19 protein-coding genes are annotated in these 21,050 nt (G+C 67.9%); 14 read left to right on the top strand and 5 right to left on the bottom strand.

Annotated elements, in window-relative coordinates; translation table 11 throughout:
- Positions 1-46 precede the first annotated feature (46 nt).
- The 4 genes from NA11_RS05895 to NA11_RS05880 all read left to right on the top strand — a co-directional run bounded on the left by NA11_RS05895 (position 47) and on the right by NA11_RS05880 (position 5,686).
- A complete protein-coding gene (locus NA11_RS05895; RefSeq protein ID WP_084654202.1) occupies positions 47-2,182 on the top strand; it encodes a CocE/NonD family hydrolase in 2,136 nt (711 codons plus the stop codon).
- A 238-nt stretch (positions 2,183-2,420) separates the two neighbouring features.
- Complete coding sequence (locus NA11_RS05890) at positions 2,421-3,212, top strand: DeoR/GlpR family DNA-binding transcription regulator (protein ID WP_069160694.1); 792 nt, start codon at positions 2,421-2,423, stop codon at positions 3,210-3,212.
- A gap of 173 nt (positions 3,213-3,385) precedes the next feature.
- Positions 3,386-4,930, top strand: a complete 1,545-nt coding sequence (locus tag NA11_RS05885; protein ID WP_069160693.1) for a cytochrome P450 — start codon at positions 3,386-3,388, stop codon at positions 4,928-4,930.
- 9 nt (positions 4,931-4,939) lie between these two features.
- On the top strand, positions 4,940-5,686 hold the full coding sequence (locus tag NA11_RS05880; RefSeq protein WP_069160692.1) for a TetR/AcrR family transcriptional regulator: 747 nt from the start codon (positions 4,940-4,942) through the stop codon (positions 5,684-5,686).
- Positions 5,687-5,745: 59 nt separating this feature from the next.
- Here the strand turns inward: NA11_RS05880 and NA11_RS05875 are convergent, their stop codons facing one another.
- Together NA11_RS05875 and pnuC are read right to left on the bottom strand one after the other, a co-directional pair.
- A complete protein-coding gene (locus NA11_RS05875; RefSeq protein ID WP_069160691.1) occupies positions 5,746-6,291 on the bottom strand; it encodes a hypothetical protein in 546 nt (181 codons plus the stop codon).
- A 92-nt stretch (positions 6,292-6,383) separates the two neighbouring features.
- Positions 6,384-7,085, bottom strand: a complete 702-nt coding sequence (pnuC, locus tag NA11_RS05870) for a nicotinamide riboside transporter PnuC (RefSeq protein WP_069160795.1) — start codon at positions 7,083-7,085, stop codon at positions 6,384-6,386.
- Positions 7,086-7,306: 221 nt separating this feature from the next.
- Between pnuC and NA11_RS05865 the strand changes: the two genes are divergently transcribed.
- From NA11_RS05865 to NA11_RS05850, 4 genes are all read left to right on the top strand, one after another.
- On the top strand, positions 7,307-8,140 hold the full coding sequence (locus tag NA11_RS05865) for an ABC transporter ATP-binding protein (protein WP_069160690.1): 834 nt from the start codon (positions 7,307-7,309) through the stop codon (positions 8,138-8,140).
- Positions 8,141-8,267: 127 nt separating this feature from the next.
- Positions 8,268-9,014 carry an ABC transporter permease gene (locus NA11_RS05860; protein ID WP_141717428.1) on the top strand — a complete coding sequence of 249 codons (747 nt, stop codon included), beginning with the start codon at positions 8,268-8,270 and terminating at the stop codon, positions 9,012-9,014.
- 46 nt (positions 9,015-9,060) lie between these two features.
- A complete protein-coding gene (locus tag NA11_RS05855) occupies positions 9,061-9,858 on the top strand; it encodes an ABC transporter permease (RefSeq protein WP_069160689.1) in 798 nt (265 codons plus the stop codon).
- Positions 9,859-9,949: 91 nt separating this feature from the next.
- Positions 9,950-11,044 carry an ABC transporter substrate-binding protein gene (locus NA11_RS05850; protein ID WP_069160688.1) on the top strand — a complete coding sequence of 365 codons (1,095 nt, stop codon included), beginning with the start codon at positions 9,950-9,952 and terminating at the stop codon, positions 11,042-11,044.
- Here the strand turns inward: NA11_RS05850 and NA11_RS05845 are convergent.
- On the bottom strand, positions 11,041-12,072 hold the full coding sequence (locus NA11_RS05845; RefSeq protein ID WP_069160687.1) for an XdhC family protein: 1,032 nt from the start codon (positions 12,070-12,072) through the stop codon (positions 11,041-11,043). The two genes, NA11_RS05850 and NA11_RS05845, sit on opposite strands and share 4 nt — an antisense overlap.
- A gap of 13 nt (positions 12,073-12,085) precedes the next feature.
- Entirely contained in the window at positions 12,086-12,685 is a 600-nt protein-coding gene (locus NA11_RS05840) for a nucleotidyltransferase family protein (RefSeq protein ID WP_069160686.1), read from the bottom strand.
- A gap of 150 nt (positions 12,686-12,835) precedes the next feature.
- On the opposite strand from NA11_RS05840, the gene uraD reads away from it, so the two are divergent.
- The 4 genes from uraD to NA11_RS05820 are packed head-to-tail and all read left to right on the top strand — an operon-like array spanning position 12,836 to position 15,906.
- Complete coding sequence (uraD, locus tag NA11_RS05835) at positions 12,836-13,330, top strand: 2-oxo-4-hydroxy-4-carboxy-5-ureidoimidazoline decarboxylase (protein WP_069160685.1); 495 nt, start codon at positions 12,836-12,838, stop codon at positions 13,328-13,330.
- A complete protein-coding gene (uraH, locus tag NA11_RS05830) occupies positions 13,327-13,644 on the top strand; it encodes a hydroxyisourate hydrolase (RefSeq protein ID WP_069160684.1) in 318 nt (105 codons plus the stop codon). The genes uraD and uraH overlap by 4 nt, the downstream gene beginning before the upstream one ends.
- 7 nt (positions 13,645-13,651) lie before the next feature.
- Positions 13,652-14,557 carry a factor-independent urate hydroxylase gene (pucL, locus tag NA11_RS05825; RefSeq protein WP_069160683.1) on the top strand — a complete coding sequence of 302 codons (906 nt, stop codon included), beginning with the start codon at positions 13,652-13,654 and terminating at the stop codon, positions 14,555-14,557.
- Entirely contained in the window at positions 14,545-15,906 is a 1,362-nt protein-coding gene (locus tag NA11_RS05820) for an 8-oxoguanine deaminase (RefSeq protein WP_069160682.1), read from the top strand. The genes pucL and NA11_RS05820 overlap by 13 nt, the downstream gene beginning before the upstream one ends.
- Positions 15,907-15,909: 3 nt before the next feature.
- Here the strand turns inward: NA11_RS05820 and NA11_RS05815 are convergent, their stop codons facing one another.
- Entirely contained in the window at positions 15,910-16,542 is a 633-nt protein-coding gene (locus NA11_RS05815) for a M20/M25/M40 family metallo-hydrolase (RefSeq protein ID WP_069160681.1), read from the bottom strand.
- 683 nt (positions 16,543-17,225) lie between these two features.
- Between NA11_RS05815 and NA11_RS05810 the strand changes: the two genes are divergently transcribed.
- Both NA11_RS05810 and NA11_RS05805 read left to right on the top strand, forming a co-directional pair.
- On the top strand, positions 17,226-18,083 hold the full coding sequence (locus NA11_RS05810) for an FAD binding domain-containing protein (RefSeq protein WP_069160680.1): 858 nt from the start codon (positions 17,226-17,228) through the stop codon (positions 18,081-18,083).
- Positions 18,080-21,025: a molybdopterin-dependent oxidoreductase gene (locus NA11_RS05805; protein WP_069160679.1), complete on the top strand. Its 2,946-nt coding sequence runs from the start codon at positions 18,080-18,082 to the stop codon at positions 21,023-21,025. The genes NA11_RS05810 and NA11_RS05805 overlap by 4 nt, the downstream gene beginning before the upstream one ends.
- Positions 21,026-21,050: the final 25 nt, after the last annotated feature.

The raw sequence follows: 21,050 nt of genomic DNA, 5'->3' as shown, positions 1-21,050 counted from the left end.
ATCGCGGGCAGTCCGCTGCACCGTGCACGGGAGCGATGGGTGATCGATGAAGATGACCGATAGTTGGGCCAGGCCGCGCGCGGTGCACCGGACGTGGCGCGGATTCTCCATGGCGACCGCACATGGTGGCCGCGCCGTGCTCGCCGTCGCCGTGCTCGCCATCTCCTCGGTGCTGCCGATGGCGGCCCCGGTCGCCCTCGCCGATCCGGCGCCGGCCGCCGTCTTCCCGAAGGCCAACTCGCGCACCGGATTACCCGACGGCTGGCAGCCGCAGCCGGAGCGCTACGGCGTCGGTGAACACAAGAATGTCGAGATCCCGATGGCCGACGGCGCCGTGCTGCGCGCGGACGTTCGGTATCCCACCGACGCCTCCGGTGCGCAGGCGCCTGGCCCCTTCCCGATCGTGCTGACCCAGACCGCGTACGGCAAAGACAGTGCGGGGCTGCTGCGTTTGCTGTCCTACGAGGGCCTCGGCCCACTGCTCGAGCACGCCTTGCCCACCGTGATCGACGTGGCGAAGCAGGTGACCGATGCCGCGGGCTACGGCGACTACTTCGTCAAACGCGGCTACCTCAGCGTGATCGTCGATATCCGCGGCACCGGATCGTCCGACGGCCAGTGGAGCATCCTGCAGCCGCAGGAACGCGAGGACGCCAAGCGGGTAATCCGTTGGGCCGCTGGGCTGCCCGGCTCGAGCGGAGAGATCGGGCTGTGGGGGTTGTCCTACCTCGGGATGAGCGAGCTGCTCGCCGCCGGGGTGATGGAACAGGGTTCGCCGATCAAGGCGCTCTTCCCGCTGATGCCGGGCAACCATGCGTTCCAGGATCTGCTCGGCCATGACGGCTTCTTCAACATCGCCTTCCTGTCCTCGATGCTCGCGCTGCCGATCACGGCGCTGCCGCAACTCGATCCGATCCTCGGCCTCTACCGGGAGCCGGGCAAGATGCTGAGCGTCTTCGTCGATCACCTGAAGACGCATTTCTGGGCCGATGGCACCTGGCCGTCGCTCATCAGCGCGTTTCTCGACGGCGACAAGCTGTACAACGGTCCGTACTGGGAGTCGCGCGCCATCGACAATGTGGTGGAACAGATTGCGGCGAACGACATTCCGACGTATCTGATCAGCGGGCAATACGACCTGCTGCAGGACGGGACACCGCGCACCTTCGCCGGTCTGCAGAATGCCTACGCGGGCCGCTCACACAACGGGCCGATGCCTGTCGCCGCGCCATCCAGCGGGCGCTACCAAATGCTCACCGGCCCCTGGTTTCACATCCAGCCCGGCGTGCAACGCCACACCGACCTCGACATGCACGCCATCCAGCTGGCCTGGTTCGACCGGTGGTTGAAGAACGATCACAACGGCATCGACGAGACGACGACCCCGCTGCACGCGATCGACATGGACGGCAACGTGACCGAGAGCGCCACGTACCCGGTGCGGGAAACCCCGGCACGCAACCTGTATCTCGCGGATGGCGGTCGCCTGTCTACGGAACGTCCTGTGGCGCAGTCGGGTTCGGATCGGGTGACGTTCAGCCCGATGAATGCCGGAACCATCTGCAACGCCACCTTCTCCCGCAACTTCTCCGGCGTGTACGAGCTGCTCACCACGCTGGTCGGGGTGGACGACCCGTGCGGGCAGTTCCCCGCGCATCCGGATGTGCCTGGGCTGCTGGACAATCCGCAGTACACCACCGACGCGTTCACCGAACCCACTGTGCTGGCCGGTCCGATCGGCGCCACCCTGTTCGCGACCTCGAACACGCCGGCGTCGGCGTTCAGCGTGACCGTCCAGGACATCGCGCCGGACGGCACCGCAACCGCGCTGACCGACGGCCAGCTCGCGGGCAACTACCGTGCGCTGGACGAAGCGCGGACCTGGCGCACCGAGGACGGCAGCGTGCTCGGCGCCTTCCATCCCGGCAGCAGGGACTCGCTGCTTCCGGTGGTGCCGGGGCAGGTGACCGAATACAACGTGAAGGTCCGCCCGGTCTTTCACGTCTTCCCGCCGGGCCATCGGCTGCAGGTGACGATCGGCTCCGGTGATGCGCCGACCCACATCCTCAACCCCAAGGATTACCCGGCGCTGCTCGGTGGTGTCTACGACATTCAACGCACCGACGGTGCGGCGTCGTTCCTCACAGTGCCGCTGGCGAGCGCCGCCGCTTTCGCCCGGTGATGGTCACCCCGGTGGGGAGGACGGCTTGCGAAATCGGTGGGGTGGGTCGGCAGTCGGCGAAGCGGCCGGGCGGATAGGTACTGGCACATCCGCGCCGGAATCCCTACGGTCGGCGGGGTGCCTGTGATCATATTGTCCGCGTGCCTCGAAAAACAGCAGGTCAGATCAGTGCTCGCTGGGCGGGCCGCGCGGATCACCGCGTGGTCGCGCTGCGCTCTCGTCGGGGAGGTCGACTGAGATGACCGGACCGACCGATCGCCCGCAGCGCTGGAACCGGCTGCTCGAACTGCTGGCGGAGTCCGGGCGGCTCTCGGTGGAGGAGGCCGCCGAGCGGCTCGGCGTGTCCTCGGCCACGGTGCGCCGCGACTTCACCGCGCTCGCCGAGCAGCAGCTGGCGACCAGAACGCACGGCGGCGTGGTAGCGACCTCCGTGGCCTACGATCTGCCTGCCAGGTATCGCCAGACCGGCGGCGAGGCCAAGCAACGAATCGCGGAACATGCTGCGTCCCTGGTGGATCCGCGCGCAGTCATCGCGATGAACGGGGGAACGACGACGACCGCGGTGGCGCGGGCGCTGGCCGGGCGCACCGACCTCGGGATCACCGGCGACGAGCAGCTGACCATCGTCACCAACGCGCTCAACATCGCGGGCGAGATGGTGCTGCGCCCGCACATGCGTACCGTCGTGCTCGGCGGGGTCGCTCGCAGGGAGTCCTACGAACTGCACGGGCCGCTCGCTGAGCGGGCGCTGGCAGAGCTGCGGTTGGACGAGCTGATCCTCGGCGTGAACGCGATCTCCGCCGAGGGCGGCGCCCAGTGCAGGCACATCGACGAGGCCGGGGTGACCACCGAGATGGTGCGGCGTTCCAGGCAGGTGATGGTGGTGGCGACCGCGGACAAGCTGGAGCGGACCGCGCTGGCCAGGATCTGCAGCATCGAACAGGTCCAGGTGCTTGTCACCGATTCCGACGCGGATCCGGTGGCGGTGGCGGCGATTCGCGCGGCGGGGGTGCGGGTCGACGTGGTGTAGACGGCGGGTGGCGGACAGCCCGGTAGGCGAGGGATGCCTGCCGGGCTGAGTTGTTTTCCCGGCCGGATTCGGGCAATCCGATTGGTGCGATCGACCCATTGACCGGGTCATCATGTCTCATTACTGTGAGTGGGACAGTACGTCCCATATAAGTGTTGGACAGGGAGCACGCCATGCCCGATGTCGAAGCCACCGACGCCACCGCGGTCGATACCACGCTGCACCCACCCCGCTGGGCGCCGACCTTCATCCGCTGGCACAACACCCCCATCGGCTGGTGGCAGTCGGTGCGGCTGTCGCTGGGCATCCTCACCAAGGTGCGCGACCATACGGTGGTCGACTATGTGACCGGCTTTCCCGGCCAGGACGACGTGATCGTGGCCAGGGTCCCGCTCGCCAAGTTCGTCATCGTGCGCAGCCCCGAGCTGGCGCGCCACGTGCTGGTGACCAACCAGAACAACTACACCAAGAGCCCCGAGTACGACATGCTCGCGGTCGCCTTCGGGCGCGGCCTGGTAACCGACCTGAACGACGAACTGTGGCAACGCAATCGGCGGCTGGTCCAGCCGATCTTCGCCAAACGCAATGTGGACGGTTTCGCGCCGGTCATGGTCGAGGCCGCGAACGACGCGGTCATCCGGATCCGAAAGCTGACCGCGGCCAACGACGTAGTGGACGTCAACGCCGAAATGAACCGTCTCACCTTGGATATCACGTCGCGCACCATGTTCGGCACCGACATCACCGGACCCATGTCCGAGGTGGTGCTGCACCGGCTGTTGCGGTTCTTCGGTCGTGGCTTCATGTCCAACCTGAGCCGTCCGATTCACCACCTCGGCACCTGGGTGCACAAGCACAGCCGCCACCGCGACGGCGCGGGCAACTCCCGGCTGCCGATGCGGGTCATGCGGGCCGCGGGCTGGGTGATCGAGCCACGCAGCATGCGCGATCTACGCCATGCCGAGCGCGTGGTCGACGGATTGATCGCCGATCATCGCGCGGGCCGGATCGGTCGGAAGGACAACCTGCTCGCTCTGTTGATGGACGCTTCCGATCCCGAAACCGGTTACCAGTACACCGATCAGGAGATTCACGACGAGCTGATGACGTTCATCGGCGCGGGTATGGAGACCACCGCGACCGCGCTCTCCTGGGTGTGGCAGCTGCTCGCGGAGCATCCGGAGGCGCGCGACCGCCTGCGCGACGAGGTCACCTCGGTGCTCGGGTCGCGTCCGGCCACCGCCGCCGATCTCGATCGCCTGCCGTGGACGCAGGCCGTCGTCGCCGAGACCATGCGGCTGCTGCCGCCGGTCGTCGGGCTGGCCAGGACGGCGAAGGAAGAGGACGCGCTCGGCGGCTACCGGATCAAGCCGGGTACCACGGTGATCACCCTCATCCACGGCTCGCATCACAACCAGCGGGTGTGGGACCGCCCGGAAGAGTTCGACCCGAGCCGGTATCTGCCGGACAACATGGAGCGTCACCACAAGCGGGCCTCGATGCCGTTCGGCGCAGGCAAAAGAATGTGTGTCGCATCGGGATTCGCGAGCATGGAGGCCAGCCTCGTGGTCGCCACCTTCGCACAGCACCTGCAATTCGACGCGATCTCGGAGCAGCGGCCGCGGCGGCAGATCTCGTTCACCGGCGGTCCGGACGGGCCGCTGACCATGCGTCCCCGGTTCCTGCCGGAACTGGAGCGCGCCGACACCGCCGTATAGTCGACAACTGTGAAACCGCCCGGCACCATGCGTAGCCATCGCAGGCGCGCGGGCGGTCAGCGCTGGCGGGAACACAATTCGACCAGGCAGACGCAGATCCTCGAGGCGGCCGTCGCGCTGCTCGAGGAGAACGATCCGAACGTCGAGGTCTCGATCCAGCAGATCGCCGAGCGCGCCGGACTGGCCCGCTCGGTGGTCTACCGGCAGTTCGACAACCGGGAAGACCTGGACTCCCGGGTGCGCGAGTTCGTCGTCGAGCGGTACGTGGCCGAGGTCGAGGCCGTCCTCGTGCTCGACCCGGCCAAAACCTTCGAGGAGATCGTCCTCGACGTGATGCGCACCGTGGTGCGCTGGGCGGCGGAGCATCCGAAGCTGTACCAGTACGGCCAGAGCGGCACGGTGCACGGGCACGCCGCTGGCGAATCCAGCCTCACCATCGGCAGGCATCGCGTGGCCGAGACACTGTGGCAACAGGTTTCGTCCTGGAGCGGGATCCTCGGCATCGATGTGCTGCCGTACCGTCCGGTCGTGTACGGCATGGTCGGCCTCGTGGAAGGCGTCGTCACCGAATACCTCGGCGCCCCCGCCGATGCCGAGCGCCCCGACCAGGAAGCCATTGCCCGCCTGCTGACCTCGTCGGCCTGGCACCTCTTCGCAGGCCACGCCGCAGACCGCGGCCTGCACTTCGAGCGTTCGACCGCCATGGGCGAAGCCATGGCCGAACTCTTGGCCGACGCGGCGAACAAGAAGGACTGACCCGAGGACGGTGACCGCGGTGTGGGCCGACCCTGTCGACCCACACCCGCCACCAACCCTCAGCCGTCCGCCGGGTCGTTGAAGTGCTTGCGCAACAACGTCTCGATCGTGCTCAGCGTGTCCGTGTGTTGATTGAGAACCTCAGTGTGTTGATTGAGGACTTCTGTGTGGTGGCCGAGAACTTCAGTGTGTTGATTGAGGATTTCTGTGTGGTGGCCGAGGACCTCGGTGTGTTGATCGAGGATCTCTGTGTGGTTGTCGAGGATCCCGGTGTGCTGGCCGAGGGTCTTGGTGTGTTGGCCGAGTGTCCTCGCGTGTTGGTTGAGTGCCCCGGTGTGTTGCCCCTGCGTACTGCGTATTTCGTCTAGTTGCCGACCGTGATCTGCCAAATGTCTGCTGTGCTCGGCCTGCACAGCGCCTTGTTCCACCTGGGTACTGCGTAATGCGTTGAGCAGCTTGATCCCCTGGTGGTTCGCCTGGCGTGCCGCAAGTGCTTCGGTCCCAGCCAGTTTGGCGATCGCGAGCGCTTCGCCGTTCATGTCGGCCAGTTCGTCGATGCTCCGCTCCACCACGGTGACGCGATGCTCCAACTCCGGTGCGCCCATTTATTCCCCCTTGCTCTGAATCGATGATGAAGCGGCGAGATTACCCCCGGGCGGTGGCGACTCGCCAGGGCTGAACGTGCGTGCGGAACGAGTTATCGCGTTGGTGCGGAAAGAGGTCTCGCGTCCGTTCGGTCGACCGGTGTGCGAGGCGGTCGGAGTGCCCGGGCCCAGACGGCAAAACCCCAGGCCACGAAGCCCGCGTAGACCAGATAGAGGGTGGCCGACGGGTAGTACCCCGCCTTCAGGAGCAAGGGGATGCCGACAATATCTACCGCAATCCAGATGAGCCAGAACTCGGCGAGCCCGCGGGCCATGCCGTAGGTCGCAAGGACGGAGCCGGTGAAGATCCAGGCTTCAGCCCACGGGCCGTAGGACCCGATCACGGCGAACAGTTGCGCGAACGCCACGGTGCCGATCCCCATGCCTGCGATCAGGACGAGTCGTTCCGTGGTGGTTGCCCAGCGCGGGTCGACGCCGCGGTGCTCGAGACCGGTCTCGGCGTTGGCATGCCGGTGCCAACTCCACCAGCCGTAGACGCTGACGGCGATGAACATCAGCTGCCGTCCGGCCTGGCCCGCCATGTTCAGGTGCTGCGGGGTGTGGAAGATGCCACCGACGAACACGGTGAACAGCAAGGCGTTCCCGGCGATGCCGATCGGCCACGCCCACACCCGCCGCCGCATGCCGCCGATCGCGGAGGCGAGCCCGAAACCGTTGCCGATCACCTCGCGCCAGAGGATCTCCGAGCCCGCGATGTGCAGCTTGGCGTCGAGCAGCGAGAAGATCGGGTTCACCTGTGGTGCAACCCGCGCGCACACTCATCTCATCCACACTCGGGATTTCGGCTCGCACGGATTCGAAAATCCGGCCGGAACGGCCCAGGTGCGTAACGATTGCGCAATCTGGCAGCGCGATTCGCAATATCTGTGCAACGGTCCCCTTCTAGGGTGACCGTCATGAGGGATCGCACCGAGCGAAATATCGTGACAGCGGGGGCCGCGGCCGAGGTGGCCGCATGACTACGGAGAGCAGCACCGGGGGGACCGGTATCCACATCAGCGGGCTGACCAAGTCGTTCCGAGTCGGCCGGAAGACGGTGCACGCGCTGGACGCGGTGGATCTGCACACCGAACAGGGTGCGTTTCTTTCGCTGCTCGGCCCGTCCGGCTGCGGCAAGTCGACGGTGCTGCGCATCCTGGCAGGCTTGGAGACGCCGACCGCGGGCAAGGCGTTGATCGATGGCCAGACCCCGGCCGAACTGCGCGGCCGCCACGAGCTCGGCATCGCGTTCCAGGATTCCGCGTTGCTGCCGTGGCGCTCGGTGGAGTCGAACATCAAGTTGCCGCTGCAGGTGGCCGGGCTCCCCGCGGATCCGGCGCTGATCGCGGACCTGATCCAGCTGGTCGGGCTGGACGGCTTCGAGAAGGCCAAGCCCGCGCAGCTGTCCGGCGGTATGCGTCAGCGTGTTTCGATCGCACGGGCGCTGGTGGTGAAGCCGACCGTGCTGCTGCTCGACGAGCCGTTCGGCGCGCTGGACGACATGACCAGGCAGCGGCTCAACCTGGAGCTGTTGCGGATCTGGACGGAGAAGCCTGCGACCACCCTGATGGTCACCCACGGCATCGCCGAGGCGGTGTTCCTCTCCGATGTCGTCGCGGTGATGAGCCCGCGGCCAGGCCGGGTGCTGGAGCTGGTGAAGATCGATCTGCCGCGCCCGCGCTTGCCGGAGATGATGCGCACGCCGGAATTCCACCAGCTGCACGACTACCTGTCGGAACTGCTGTTCGGAAAGTCCGGCACCGGCGGCGCATTGGGCGGCGAAGTCGCGGCAGGCAAGGAGAAGGCGTGAACGTCGAAGGCGGGCGCCGCGCGCGCTGCTGGTGGCAGGCTCGACCCGGCTGGCATCGGGTGCGCAGGTACGGACAGCCGGTGCCCTCGTTCGCGTACTGCGCCAAACGCGGTCGGGGAGGTCGAGCATGAAGCGGATCGGCGGATTTCTCGGTGTCGTCGGGCTGATCGGGGTGTGGTGGCTGCTCGCCGCGCTCGGCGTCGCGGGTGGCACGGTGCCGACCCCGTGGACGGTGCTGCACACCATGTACACCGACGGGTGGGGCCTCTACGGACCCAACTTCCGGATCACCGCGCTCGGTGCACTGCAAGGTTTCGTCTGGGGCAACGGATTGGCCATCGCGTTGGCGATCCTGATCATGCTTGTCCCGCAGATCGAATCGCTGGCCACCCAGCTGGCGATCCTGAGCTATTGCACGCCGCTGCTCGCGCTCGGCCCGATCATCCTGGTGGTGTTCGGCGGCCGCACCCCGACGGTGTTCCTGGCAGCGATGTATTGCTTCTTCACCACCATGGTCGGCACCGTGACCGGCTTGCGTTCGGCCGATCGGACCAGCCTCGATCTGGTCCGCGCCTACGGCGGCGGGCGCTGGCAGCAGCTGTACCGGGTGCAGTTGATCTCGGCGCTGCCGAATACGTTCGCGGCCTTGAAGATTGCGGCACCCTCCGCGGTGCTCGGCGCGATCATCGGTGAATATCTCGGCGGCGTGGACAGCGGCATCGGCGTCGCGCTGACCGCTGCGCAGACCGCGTACAACGTGCCGCGCACCTGGGGCATGGCGTTGGCGGCGGCCGCGCTGGCGGGGCTCGGCTATGCGGTCGTTGCGCTCGGTGCTCGCCTCGTCGCGCCGTGGACCACTCAGGAGGCGCGATGACATCCGCGAAACTGTGTGACGCACAGGCATATTCGGAGGTGGGACGATGAAGGTCGTGGTGCGGATCGGGCGGTTCCTGTTTCCGCTGTTCACCTCGCTGCTGCTGATGCTGGCGATCTGGTACGTCTTCCTGAAGGCGTTCCCGCAGGTCGGCCCCCGGGTCGGCAAGGCGCCCGGCGATATCTGGCGGTATCTGGTCACCTCGCCGGGGGCGCCGAAGGCCCGGGATCTGATCTTCGACGATCTCCAGATCACGTTGCGGGACGCGGCCATCGGGTTCGGCCTCGGCATGGGCGCCGCGATCGTGGTCGCCGCGCTGTTCGTCTCGTTCGCGGCGGTGGAGCAGACCTTCCTTCCGGTGGCGATGCTGCTGCGTTCGGTGCCGCTGGTCGTGTTGGCCCCGATCATCGTGCTGGTGTTCGGCCGCGGGCTCGGCGGGGTGACGGTGCTCGCCGCGATCGTGGTGTTCTTCCCGGCGCTGGTGATGATCATGACGGGGTTGCGCAACGCGCCGCGGCAGGCGCTGGAGCTGGTGGCCGCCTACGGCGGCTCGCGCTGGACCGGGCTGCGGATGGTCGCGGTGCCCGCCGCGCTGCCCTCGGTGTTCGCGGCGGCCAGGATCTCGGTGCCTGGCGCGCTGATCGGCGCACTGCTCGGTGAGTGGCTCGGCAGCGGAACCGGGTTGGGCGCCAGCCTGATCCGGGCCATTCCGACGTTCCAGTACAACCAGCTGTGGGCGTCGATCGTGCTCGTCACGATCGTGTCGGTGCTGCTCTACGCGGTCGTCGGGGTGATCGAGAACCTGGTGCTCGCCCGCTTCGGCGCCGAGGCGGGTCGGTCGTGAACCGAGCGGCGGCCGACGGGAAAACTACGCAAATCACCGCCCGGAACGTCAAAGTAAAGAAAATGAAACGCAATCGACCTAGATTCACCGCATGACACCCGTGCCACGCTCCTCGTTCGGGCCGACACTCAACCGACGGTCTCTTCTTCGCTACTCCGCGCTGACCAGCGCCGCCCTCGGTGGCGCAGGCCTGCTCGCCGCGTGCGGCGGCGCCGCCGACGACTCGTCGGGCGGCTCAACCCCTGACGGTTCCAAGTACGGCAGCGTGGCGATTCAGCTGTCCTGGCTGAAGAACATCGAGTTCGCCGGTGAGTACTTCGCGGACAGCAAGGGCTACTTCAAGGAAGCGGGCTTCGGCTCGGTCAACCTGATCGCCGGCGGTGCGGCCAGCACCTCGGTGGAGGCGGGCCTGGACACCGGCAAGATCTGGCTCGGCCTGTCCGCCCCGCAGACCACCGCCAAGGCGGTGCTGGAGGGCCTGCCCGCGAAGATCGTCGCCACCACCTATCAGAAGAACCCCTTCGCGATCGTCAGCTCCGCCGCCAAGCCGATCAAGACGCCCGCGGACATGAAGGGCAGGAAGATCGGTGTGCAGGACACCAACCAGCTGATCTTCAACGCCCTGCTCTCGGCCAACGGCATGAAGCCGGGCGATGTCACCATCGTGCCCGCGCAGTTCGACCCGACGCCGCTGGCCAACGGCGAGGTCGACGGCTGGGTCAGTTACGTGACGAACGAGCCGATCACGTTGACGGCCAAGGGTTTCGCCAACACGCACTTCCTGTTCGCCGACTACAACCTGCCGCTGGTCGCCGAGACGCTCACCGTCAAACAGGCCACCATCGACAAGGAGCGCGACAAGCTCAAGGCGTTCCTGATCGCCGAGATCAAGGGCTGGAAGGACGCGGTGGCCAATCCGGCCGAGTCCGCGCGGCTCGCGGTCGAGGTGTACGGCAAGGATCAGAAGCTCGACCTCGACGAGCAGACGAAAGAGGCTACGGCGCAGAACGATCTGGTGGTCTCGGCGGACACGGCCGCCAACGGGCTGCTGAGCATGACCGACAAGCTGATCGAGCAGAACATCGCCGCGCTGCGCTCGGCCGACCTCCAGATCAAGGCCGACGAGCTGTTCGATCTGTCGGTGCTGCGTGAGGTGTATGCGGAGAACCCGGGACTGAAGGCCTAAATCCCTAGTCCTACCGCTTTTTTCAGCGGTGCCGATGGGTTCGTGTGTAGTGCGTGCCGCCCGGACTGCAAGGTCCTGGCGGCAATCATTTCCGCGGCGATCGCGATGGCGAGCTCGGCGGCGGTGCGCGCGCCAAGATCCAAGCCTGCCGGGGAATACAGGCGGGCGAGCGTTGCTTCGTTGAAGCCGCCCGCCCGTAGGTCTTCCATGCGCTGGGTGTGCACGGTGCGCGAGCCCATCGCACCGAGGTACCCGAGCTCGGGTAGTCGAAGCGCGACGGTGAGCAGCGGGATCTCGAACTTCGGGTCGTGTGAGGTGACGACTATGGCTGTGCTGCCGTCGATTTCGCCCGCCGACGACAGGGTGTTCAGGTAGCGGTGCGGCCAGTCGACGACCACCTCCGCGCCGGGGAACTTCTCCGGCTGCGCGAAGGTGTGCCGGGAATCGCAGATGGTGACGCGATAGCCGAGCAGGGCGGCCTGCACCGTCAGGGCCGCGGCAAAAGAGTTGGCGCCGAAGATGATCAGGCGCGGCGGCGGCGCGAACGAGGAGACGAAGACATCCGAATCCGGCAGCGCGAGCAGCTCGGTGGCGTGCGGCTTGTCGGTGACCAGATGTTGGCCGATGAGGTCCGCGTCCGAATTCCACACGACGGTGAACAGGGTGATCCGCCGGTGCGCCGCGATCTCGGCGGCGATGATCGGGAACTCGGGAAAGTCTCTGCGCGAGAACGGTTCGGTGAACACGTCCATCATGCCGTCCCGGTCCACCGCGCCCTCCGCGCCGGTAGCCACACCGTAGCGGTGCATCGCGCGCCGACCCGTGCGCGCGGCCTGCAGGACGGATTCGTAGGCGATCTCCTCCAGCCCGCCATCGGTGACCGCACCGTAGACGCCGCCGTCGGGGTCGACCAGCATCGCTGAGCCGACCGGCAACGGCGCAGCACCCATCGTGCGCACGATGGTGGCGAGCCCGCCGGTTCGGCCCGAATGCCACACTCGCAGTAGGTCATCGACGATGTCCCGCATCAGCTCGCTCCGATCACCGTGCGGACGAGGCCGGGTAGTCACGATCGACGCCCGTCGCCAAATCGTCGCACGTGACGCACACCATATCGTCCCTTCGTGACAAATAGTAACGAGCGCCCGAATCTCCTACGGCCTCCTGACATACCGAGGTCCAGTGCTTGTGTGCGAGCACAACGGGGTGTCCCGGTGTGTTGTGAAACACAGCACGCGCCAGGCCGCTCGGTGCGTCGAACGCTGCGGCGGTGACTCTGGCGACCACATCGGCGCCGACATCGGGGGTGTCGACCGGCATGATCGCGGCGTAGCGGGCCGGGGTCCGTGCGGCGGCGATCAGGCCTGCGCGGACCGACGCGCCCATGCCGGTCGCCCAGTCCGCGGCCCACACGGGCATGACGCCTGCGGGCAGGTCGAGCAACTCCGGATCGGGGCCGGTCGCGCCGAGCACGACGATCACCGGATCGCAGCCGCCGTCGCGCAGCGCTGCCACCGCGCCGCGCAGCCAGGCGCCACCCTCGGCCAGGGCTTTCGGCCGCCCGTAGCGCTTTCCGGCGCCCGCGGCGAGCACGATGCCCGTGCATGCGGGTGCGGCGGCCGGGCGATCGGGTACAGCCATGGCTACGACGGTAGTCCGGATCCGTTGCCCGTGGGTTACGGAGAATCCGCGCGCGGAAAACCGCGCGAGCGTATTCCTTGCGGCGACACGCCAGGCGTGATCTCACCCGTTCGGGTGGCGGGCGGCCTGGTCGTATTCGATGCTGTTCCGATGACAGACGACGAGGCGGGCGTCGCTCGGTTCGACACGTTGCCGGACAGCGCGGCAACCACGGCATTGCTCGCGTGTTGCTCTGCACCCGCCTTGGCGCGGGCGCTGATCGAGGGCAGGCCGTATGCGAGCGTCGAGGCGCTCCTCGATGCCGCCGATGCCGTGCTTGCGGAGCTGCCCGAGTCCGAGATCGCTCTGGCGCTGGCCGGACATCCGCGCATCGGCGAGCGCCCTGCGTCGGCGGTCTCGGCGGGGGAGCAGGCCGGCGTGCAGGATGCCGTGCGCGCGGCGCTCGCTGACGGCAACCGAGCCTACGAGGGGCGCTTCGGCCATATCTATCTGGTCTGTGCGAGCGGCCGATCGGGCGACGAGCTGCTCGCGATCCTCGAAGCCAGGCTGCACAACGATACGGACACCGAAAGGCGGGTCATGCGAACAGAGTTGGCGAAGATCAATCGCATCCGGTTGCGCGGGATGCTGCGAGACCTGCGATGAGCACGCTGAGCACGCACGTGCTCGACGCCGTGCGCGGTGCGCCTGCGGCGGGGATCGTGGTCACGCTGTATCACGAGGCCGCGCAGCTGGATTCGGGAACCACCGACGCGGACGGACGGATCGGCGCGTTGGGCGGTGTGCTCGTGCCGGGTACCTACCGGCTGGTGTTCGCCACCGGCGCCTACTTCGCCGCCGAGCAGGTCGACACGTTCTATCCCGAAGTCTCGGTGGCGTTCACCGTCGCCGAGGAGCGGCACTGTCACGTTCCACTGCTGCTGTCACCGTTTGCCTTTTCCACCTATCGAGGGAGCTGACGCGAGGATGGAACTGACCGGGCCGATCGTGCTGTCCGACAACAGCTATGGCAAGGCCGAGAACCGGATCGTGCGGATCTGGCGGGAGACCGCGCGCCACGAGATCCGCGACGTGAACGTCTCCACCGTGCTGCGCGGCGATTTCGCCGACGCGTATACCGCCGGTGACCAGCGCAAGGTGCTCCCCACCGACACGCAGAAGCAGACCGCGTACGCGTACGCGAAACAGCCTGGGCTACAGACCATCGAGGACTACGGACTCGCGTTGGCCGGGCATTTCGTCGACGAGATCGAGCCGGTGACCAGCGCGCGGATCGAGATCGACGACTATGCCTGGCAGCGGGTGCCGGTCGACGGGCGACCGCACGACCACACTTGGGTGCGGCAGGGTCCCGAGGTGCGCACCGCGGCGGTCACCGTGGCAGGCAACGGCGCCGACCGGCAAGCCTGGGTGATCGGCGGGGTGAAGGAACTGACCATCCTGAAGTCGACCGGTTCGGAGTTCGCCGACTTCCTCCGCGACGAATTCACCGTGCTGGCACCGACACACGACCGGATGCTGGCCACTTCCCTTGCCGTCCAATGGCGGTTCGCGGCAAGCACCGGCATCGCGTGGGACGACGTGTACGCGGGGATCAGGGCCACGCTGGTCGAGACGTTCGCGACGCGGCATTCGAAGGCGTTGCAGCAGACACTGTTCGAGATGGGCAAGGCCGCGCTCGAGGCGTACCCGGTGCTCGCGGAGGTGCGGCTCGCCGCGCCGAACAAGCACCACTTCGACTACGACCTGGCCCGGTTCGGCATCGAGAACAACGGCGAGGTGTACCACGCCGCCGACCGCCCGTACGGACTGATCCACGCCACCGTGCAACGGGCCGACGCACCGGAGGCAGGTTTGGCATGGATACCGTAATCGTCATCGAGGACTGCGCGGTCGCGACCGTCGACGCGCTCGGCACCGAGTACCGCCGCGGCCATGTGGTGCTGCGCGGCAACCGGATCGACGTGGTCGGCGCCGGTGCCGCACCCGCCGTCGATGGGCAGGTGCAGCGGATCGACGGCCGCGGCTGCCTGCTGACGCCGGGGCTGGTGAACACCCACCACCATCTCTACCAGTGGATCACCCGCGGCCTCGCCGCGGACAACACCCTGTTCGAGTGGCTCACCACGCTCTATCCCATCTGGGCAGGCATCGACGAGGAGGCGGTGCGGGTCGCGGCGACCGGCGGGCTTGCCGCGCTGGCCCGCACCGGCTGCACTACCTCGACCGACCATCACTACGTGTTCCCGCACGAGGGCGGTGATCTGCTCGGCGCCGAGATCGCGGCGGCCGCCGACGTCGGCCTGCGCTTCCATCCGTGTCGCGGCTCGATGGATCTCGGCACGAGCGCGGGCGGGCTGCCGCCCGATCAGGTGGTGCAGACACTGGACGCCATCCTGGTCGACAGTGCGGAAGCGATTGCCCGTCATCATGATTCGTCGTTCGACTCGATGCTGCGGATCGCACTCGCCCCGTGCTCGCCGTTCTCGGTGACGCCGGAGCTGCTGCGCGAATCCGCGGTGCTCGCCCGCGAGTCCGGGGTGCGGCTGCACACCCACGTCGCCGAGACGATCGACGAACAGGACTACTGTGCACAGACTTTCGGTTGTACGCCTGCGCAGTACATGGAGCAGCTCGGCTGGGTCGGACCCGACGTCTGGTGGGCGCACGCCATCCATCTGGACGACACCGCGATCGATACGATGGCGAAAACCGGTACCGGGGTGGCGCATTGCCCCACCTCGAACGCGCGCATCGGTGCGGGTGTCGCCCGCGCCGCCGACCTGGTGCGCGCCGGCGTGCCGGTCGGTCTCGGCGTGGACGGCGCGGCAAGCAACGAGTCGTCCTCGATGATCGAGGAACCGCGCAACGCCCTGTTCTATGCCCGCAATCGGGGTGGGCCTCGGGCGATGACGGTGCGCACGTCCTTGGCGCTTGCCACGATCGGCGGCGCCCGCGTGCTCGGCCGGGACGCCGAGATCGGCTCGATCGAGCCGGGCAAGCTCGCCGACCTCGCGCTGTGGCGGCTCGACACGCCCGCACACGCAGGCATCGACGATCCGGTGACCGCGCTGGTGCTCGGATCGGCGCCACCCCTGGCTGCGCTGATCGTGAACGGGCGCACGGTCGTTCGGGACGGCAGGTTGTGCACCGTCGACGAGGACACCGTCGGCGCCGAGGTGGCCAAGGCGCAGGCTGCGCTGGTCGCCAAGGCCGGGTAGTGATCAGCAGCAGTGGCGCTCTGCCAACAAGGCGAGAGTATCCGCGCATGCCCGCATTTCACTGATCAGGATGTGCGGCTCGGTGCCCGTTGTGCTGCCACACGGGGTCAGGGACGGGACCACCGTGGTTTTGGCGGTGAGCCCGCTGCGTAGGGCGTGGCGGGTGCCGAGGTTGTCCTGCAAGCCGCCGACCACGAACTGCAGTAGCAGCGGGCGGAGCATCGGTATGCCGCTGCGGCGCAGCATGATTGTCGCGCCGAGGATGGCGGCCAAGCCGCCTTTCATTTTGGGTAGCCCCGTGCCGTAGAGGCGATCGCCATCGCGACGGGCAATGAACGATTCACGCGGTGGCTGCCTGTCGAACGGAGCCGTGTCGAGGTGGCCGCCGAGTAGCAGGGCAGGCGTGCCGCGCTCCGGGCCGAGACGGGCGATCGTTTGCAATCGACCCGGCTCTACCTCCTGGTAGTAGGCACGAATATCATTGCGACGGAGCATATTTCGGACGTGACAGGCGAGTGCTGTTTCCTGTCCGGTGCTGGAGGGGATGGCGGTGAGGTCGGCGGCGAGCCGGATGAGCTCATCGTCGGAAAGCAGACGGTGCAGCTGGTCGGCGAAGAGGGTAGTCGAGCTGATCACGTCGGCCGGTTCCGATCGGGAGAATCGTGGGCGGGGCGGTTGGCGCTGGCCGGGAACACGGGGCTCAGCGGATCATCAGCGCTCATAGGATATAGGGCGCGTCGCGAGGGGTGGCGGGCGGTGCCTGCCGAGGTGCGTTGATCGGTCGCCCTTCCGCGCGGGACGTGCCGGCCGCAGGTGGTCTCGGTCGCGCACATCGGTGAGGATGGCCCGCCGTGCGGCGTGGGAAATCTCACACCCGAGCGGGTTGAGGTGGACAGTAATCATTCGGCTGCCTGGTGTCGAGTGTGCGGCGTGGTGCACCCTGCGTGTCGACGACGCGCCGCGAAAACCGTGCTCGGTGTGTCGCGTGGCGTCGGCGCACGTGACGTGCCGCCACTCCGCGTCGGAGGCGCTGTTTCGCTACCGCGCGATAATGAAACCATCCGGTCTTAAATAGGGTCCGACCTGTTCACGGCCGGTGCGAGATACTGGAACGGTGCCGCCTCTGACCGAAAAGAGCCGGACGGGTGGATGCCGAAGCGCGACCGGGGGCGCGGCGGGACAACACAAGGGCGGGACCGGCCGGTTACGCGGCGTCGTGCGCCGGTCAGGTAACAGCCGCGCAACCTGGTGTGGTGGCCGTGCAACATCGCGGCAACGCCACGCTCCTACGGTTGCCGGACAAGCGGTGGAGGTGAGACGTGGACTTGGACACGATCCGGGAAGTGGTGCAGGCCCGGGAACGGGCCGACCTGGAAGTGCTCGGCGGTGCCACCGCGGTGCTGGCCGGCGGGACCTTCCTCTTCTCCGAGCCGCAGGACCAGTTCGACCGGCTGGTCGACATCACCACCCTCGGCTGGCCCGCACTGACCGAGGTACCGACCGGGCTGGAGATCGCGGCGACCTGCACGCTGGCGGAGCTGGCCGGTTCGGTGCCGGGGCGGGAGCTGGGCGCCGAGGTGCTGCGCGAAGAGTGGCCGGGGACAAGGTTGTTCGCGCAGGGGTGCCGGGCATTGCTTGCGTCGCACAAGATCTGGCGCACCGCGACGGTCGGCGGCAACATCTGTTTGTCGTTGCCGGCGGGTGGGGTGCTCGCGGCGCTGACCGCGCTGGACGGTGTCGCGCTGATCTGGACGCCGGACGGACAGGACCGCCGAGTTCCGCTGCGGCAGTTCGTGCTCGGCCCGGGGTGCAACGTACTGCGGCCAGGTGAGGTGCTGCGCTCGATCATGGTGCCGACGTCCAGCTTGCTGGCGCACACCAGTTTCCGGAAGATCGCGCTCGCGCCACTCGGCCGCTCCGGCTCCGTGGTGCTCGGCCGCCGTGATCCCGATGGCGGCTGCACCGTCACCCTCACCGCCGCCACCACGAAGCCGGTGCTGCTGGATTTCGCCACCGCACCGAGCGATGCCGATATCGACGCGGCGGTCGCCGGGCTCGACCCGCTGCTGTGGTTCGACGACCCGCACGGTGCGCCCGACTGGCGACGGCACGTGACGCGACGGCTCGCTCGCGAGGTCTGCGCGGACCTACGCGCCGAGGATCGGAGCCGGTCGTGAAGTTCGCTGTCGACGGCAGGCCCGTCGAGGTAGACCCGCGACCCGGCCAGTGCCTGCGCACCCTGCTCCGCGAACAGGGCACCCTCGCGGTCAAGAAAGGCTGTGACACCGGCGATTGCGGCGCCTGCTCGGTCCAGCTCGACGGCATGACCGTGCACTCCTGCCTCATCCCGGCCCACCGCGCCGCCGACCGTTCGATCACCACCGCGGCAGGTCTCGGCACCGCCGACGATCCGCATCCGGTGCAGCGCCGATTCGTCGAGCACGCCGCCTTCCAATGTGGCTTCTGCACAGCGGGAATGGTGGTCACCGCGGCCGGACTCGAGGACGGAGCGGCCGCCCACCGAGCCGACCCTGCGACACCGAGTTGCCCCTCGGCCGGTGCGGCACCGCTGGATCCGACCAGCGATGCCGCGGCCGGGTGCGGTCGATCCAGCGCGGAACTCGCGGAGCTGATGAAGGGAAACCTCTGCCGCTGCACGGGTTATCGCGTGATTGCCGATGCGCTCACGGGTACCGCAACAGAGGTCGACCAACTGCCCCCGCCGACGACGGCACGCCACGATGGTGGTGCGGTGGTCGAGGGTCGCGCAGGGAGCGGAGTGGGTGCGCCTGCTGGGCCACGGATCGTGCGTGGCGCTGAGTCGTTCACGTTCGACATACGTCCTGGTGACGCCACAGGGGCTGCTGACCGTCCTACGGACAATGGCCCGAAGGACGGGCAATACACGACGGAGCAGAATTTGCCTGGCGCGAGCGAGGTTTCACCACCGACGGCACCGCTGCACATCGCGGTGTTGCCGAGCCCGCACGCGCACGCGCGCATCCTCGCGATCGACACCGCCGCCGCGGAGGCGCTGCCTGGCGTGCACGCGGTGCTCACGTACGCGGATGCGCCGGACGTGCCGTTCTCGACGGCACGGCACGAGTTGCGGGCCGACGATCCCGACGACACCTACGTGCTGGATCGGACGGTGCGTTTCGTCGGGCAGCGGGTGGCGGCGGTGGTGGCCGAGAGCCATGCCGCCGCGCGTGCCGGATGCCGGGCGTTGCGAGTCGAGTACGAGGTGTTGCCCGCAGTGTTCGATCCAGTGGCGGCGCTGGCTCCAGAAGCGCCGAAACTCCACGCGGAGAAGCCGGATTCGGCGCGGATCGCGGCTGCCGAGCGCAACGTGGTCGCCGAGGTGCACGGCGAGGTCGGCGATGTCGCGGCCGGGCTCGCGGCGGCCGCGAAAGTGGTGCGCGGCGTGTGGCATTCGCCGCGCGGGCAGCATGTGCATCTGGAAACCCACGGCGGCATCGGCTGGCTCGATGCCGACGGCAGGCTGGTCATCCGGTGCAGCACGCAGGTGCCGTTCCTGGTGCGCGACGAGTTGTGTCAGGTGTTCGGGCTGCGACGCGACCGGGTGCGGGTGTTCGCGACCAGGGTGGGCGGCGGCTTCGGCGCCAAGCAGGAGATGCTTGCCGAGGATCTGATCGCCCTCGCGGTGCTGCGGACCGGGCGCCCGGTGCAGTACGAGTTCACCCGCGCCGAGGAATTCACCGCCGCCACCAGCCGTCATCCGATGCGGGTCGCGGTGACCGCGGGCGCCGACGTGAACGGGGTGCTGACCGCGCTGACGGTCGAGGTGCTCGCCGATGCGGGGGCCTACGGCAATCACAGTGTCGGCGTGATGTTCCACGGCGTCGGCGAGTCGGTCGGCGTCTACCGGTGTGCCAACAAGCGCGTCGACGCACAAGCGGTGTACACCAACAACATTCCGTCCGGCGCCTTCCGCGGCTACGGCCTCGGCCAGGTCATCTTCGGGATCGAGTCCGCGCTGGACGACCTGGCGCGCGAGTTGCACATCGACCCGTTCGAGTTCCGGCGGCGCAATGTCGTGGTGCCCGGTGACGAGTTCGTCGGCGCAGAGGTGGACGAGACCGACCTGACCTTCGGCAGCTACGGCCTCGACCAGTGCATCGACCTGGCCGAGCGGGCGTTGTTGCGGGGCAACGGCGTCGAGCCTCCCTCCGAAGAGTGGCGGGTCGGCACGGGGATGGCGGTGGCGATGATCGCGACCATCCCGCCGCGTGGCCATCACGCGAACGCGACGGCCACCCTGCTCCCCGATGGCCGTTACGAGATTCGGGTCGGCACTGCGGAATTCGGCAACGGCACCACGACGGTGCATGCCCAGCTCGCGGCGACCGCGCTGGAGACCGACACGGCCGCCATCGTGATCAGGCAGTCCGACACCGACCTGGTCGGCCACGACACGGGCGCGTTCGGCTCCACCGGAATCGTGGTGGCAGGCAAGGCAACCTATGCCGCTGCGCTGGAACTGCGCAGGCTGCTGCTCGCCAGAGCGGCGAAGCTGGCCGGGCTGCCCGAGCACGATTGCGTCTTGACCGTCGGCGGAGTCCGTTGCGGGGACGAGGTATTCGGGGCTGTCGAATTGCTGGCCGACGGTGAATTGACCGCACACGGTGAGCACGCGGGCACGCCACGCTCGGTGAGCTTCAACGTGCATGCCTTCCGCGTGGCCGTCCAGCCGGACACCGGCACGGTCCGTATCCTCCAGTCGGTGCAGGCCGCCGACGCGGGCACCGTGCTCAACCCGGTGCAGTGCCGAGGGCAGGTGGAGGGTGGCGTCGCGCAGGCGATCGGCACCGCGCTCTACGAGGACATGCGCAGCGAGCTCGGCGTCGTCACCACGCAGTCGCTGCGGCACTATCACATTCCGCAGTTCGCCGACGTGCCGAGCACCGAGGTGTACTTCGCCGACACCGCGGACGAGTTCGGTCCGCTCGGCGCCAAGTCGATGAGCGAGTCCCCGTACAACCCGGTCGCCCCCGCGCTGGCGAACGCGATACGAGATGCTGTCGGGGTGCGGCCGGACCGGCTGCCGATGACGGCCGACCGAGTTTGGCGGGCCATGCAGGAAGGAGACCGACGGTGACACGGTTGCCGGAGAATATCCGGGC

Origin of the sequence: Nocardia altamirensis NBRC 108246 (assembly GCF_001612685.1) — a bacterium.
GTDB classification, from domain to species: Bacteria; Actinomycetota; Actinomycetes; order Mycobacteriales; family Mycobacteriaceae; genus Nocardia; species Nocardia altamirensis.
Note: the sequence above shows the minus strand (reverse complement) of the source record. Positions and strands in the feature narration are given on the sequence as shown.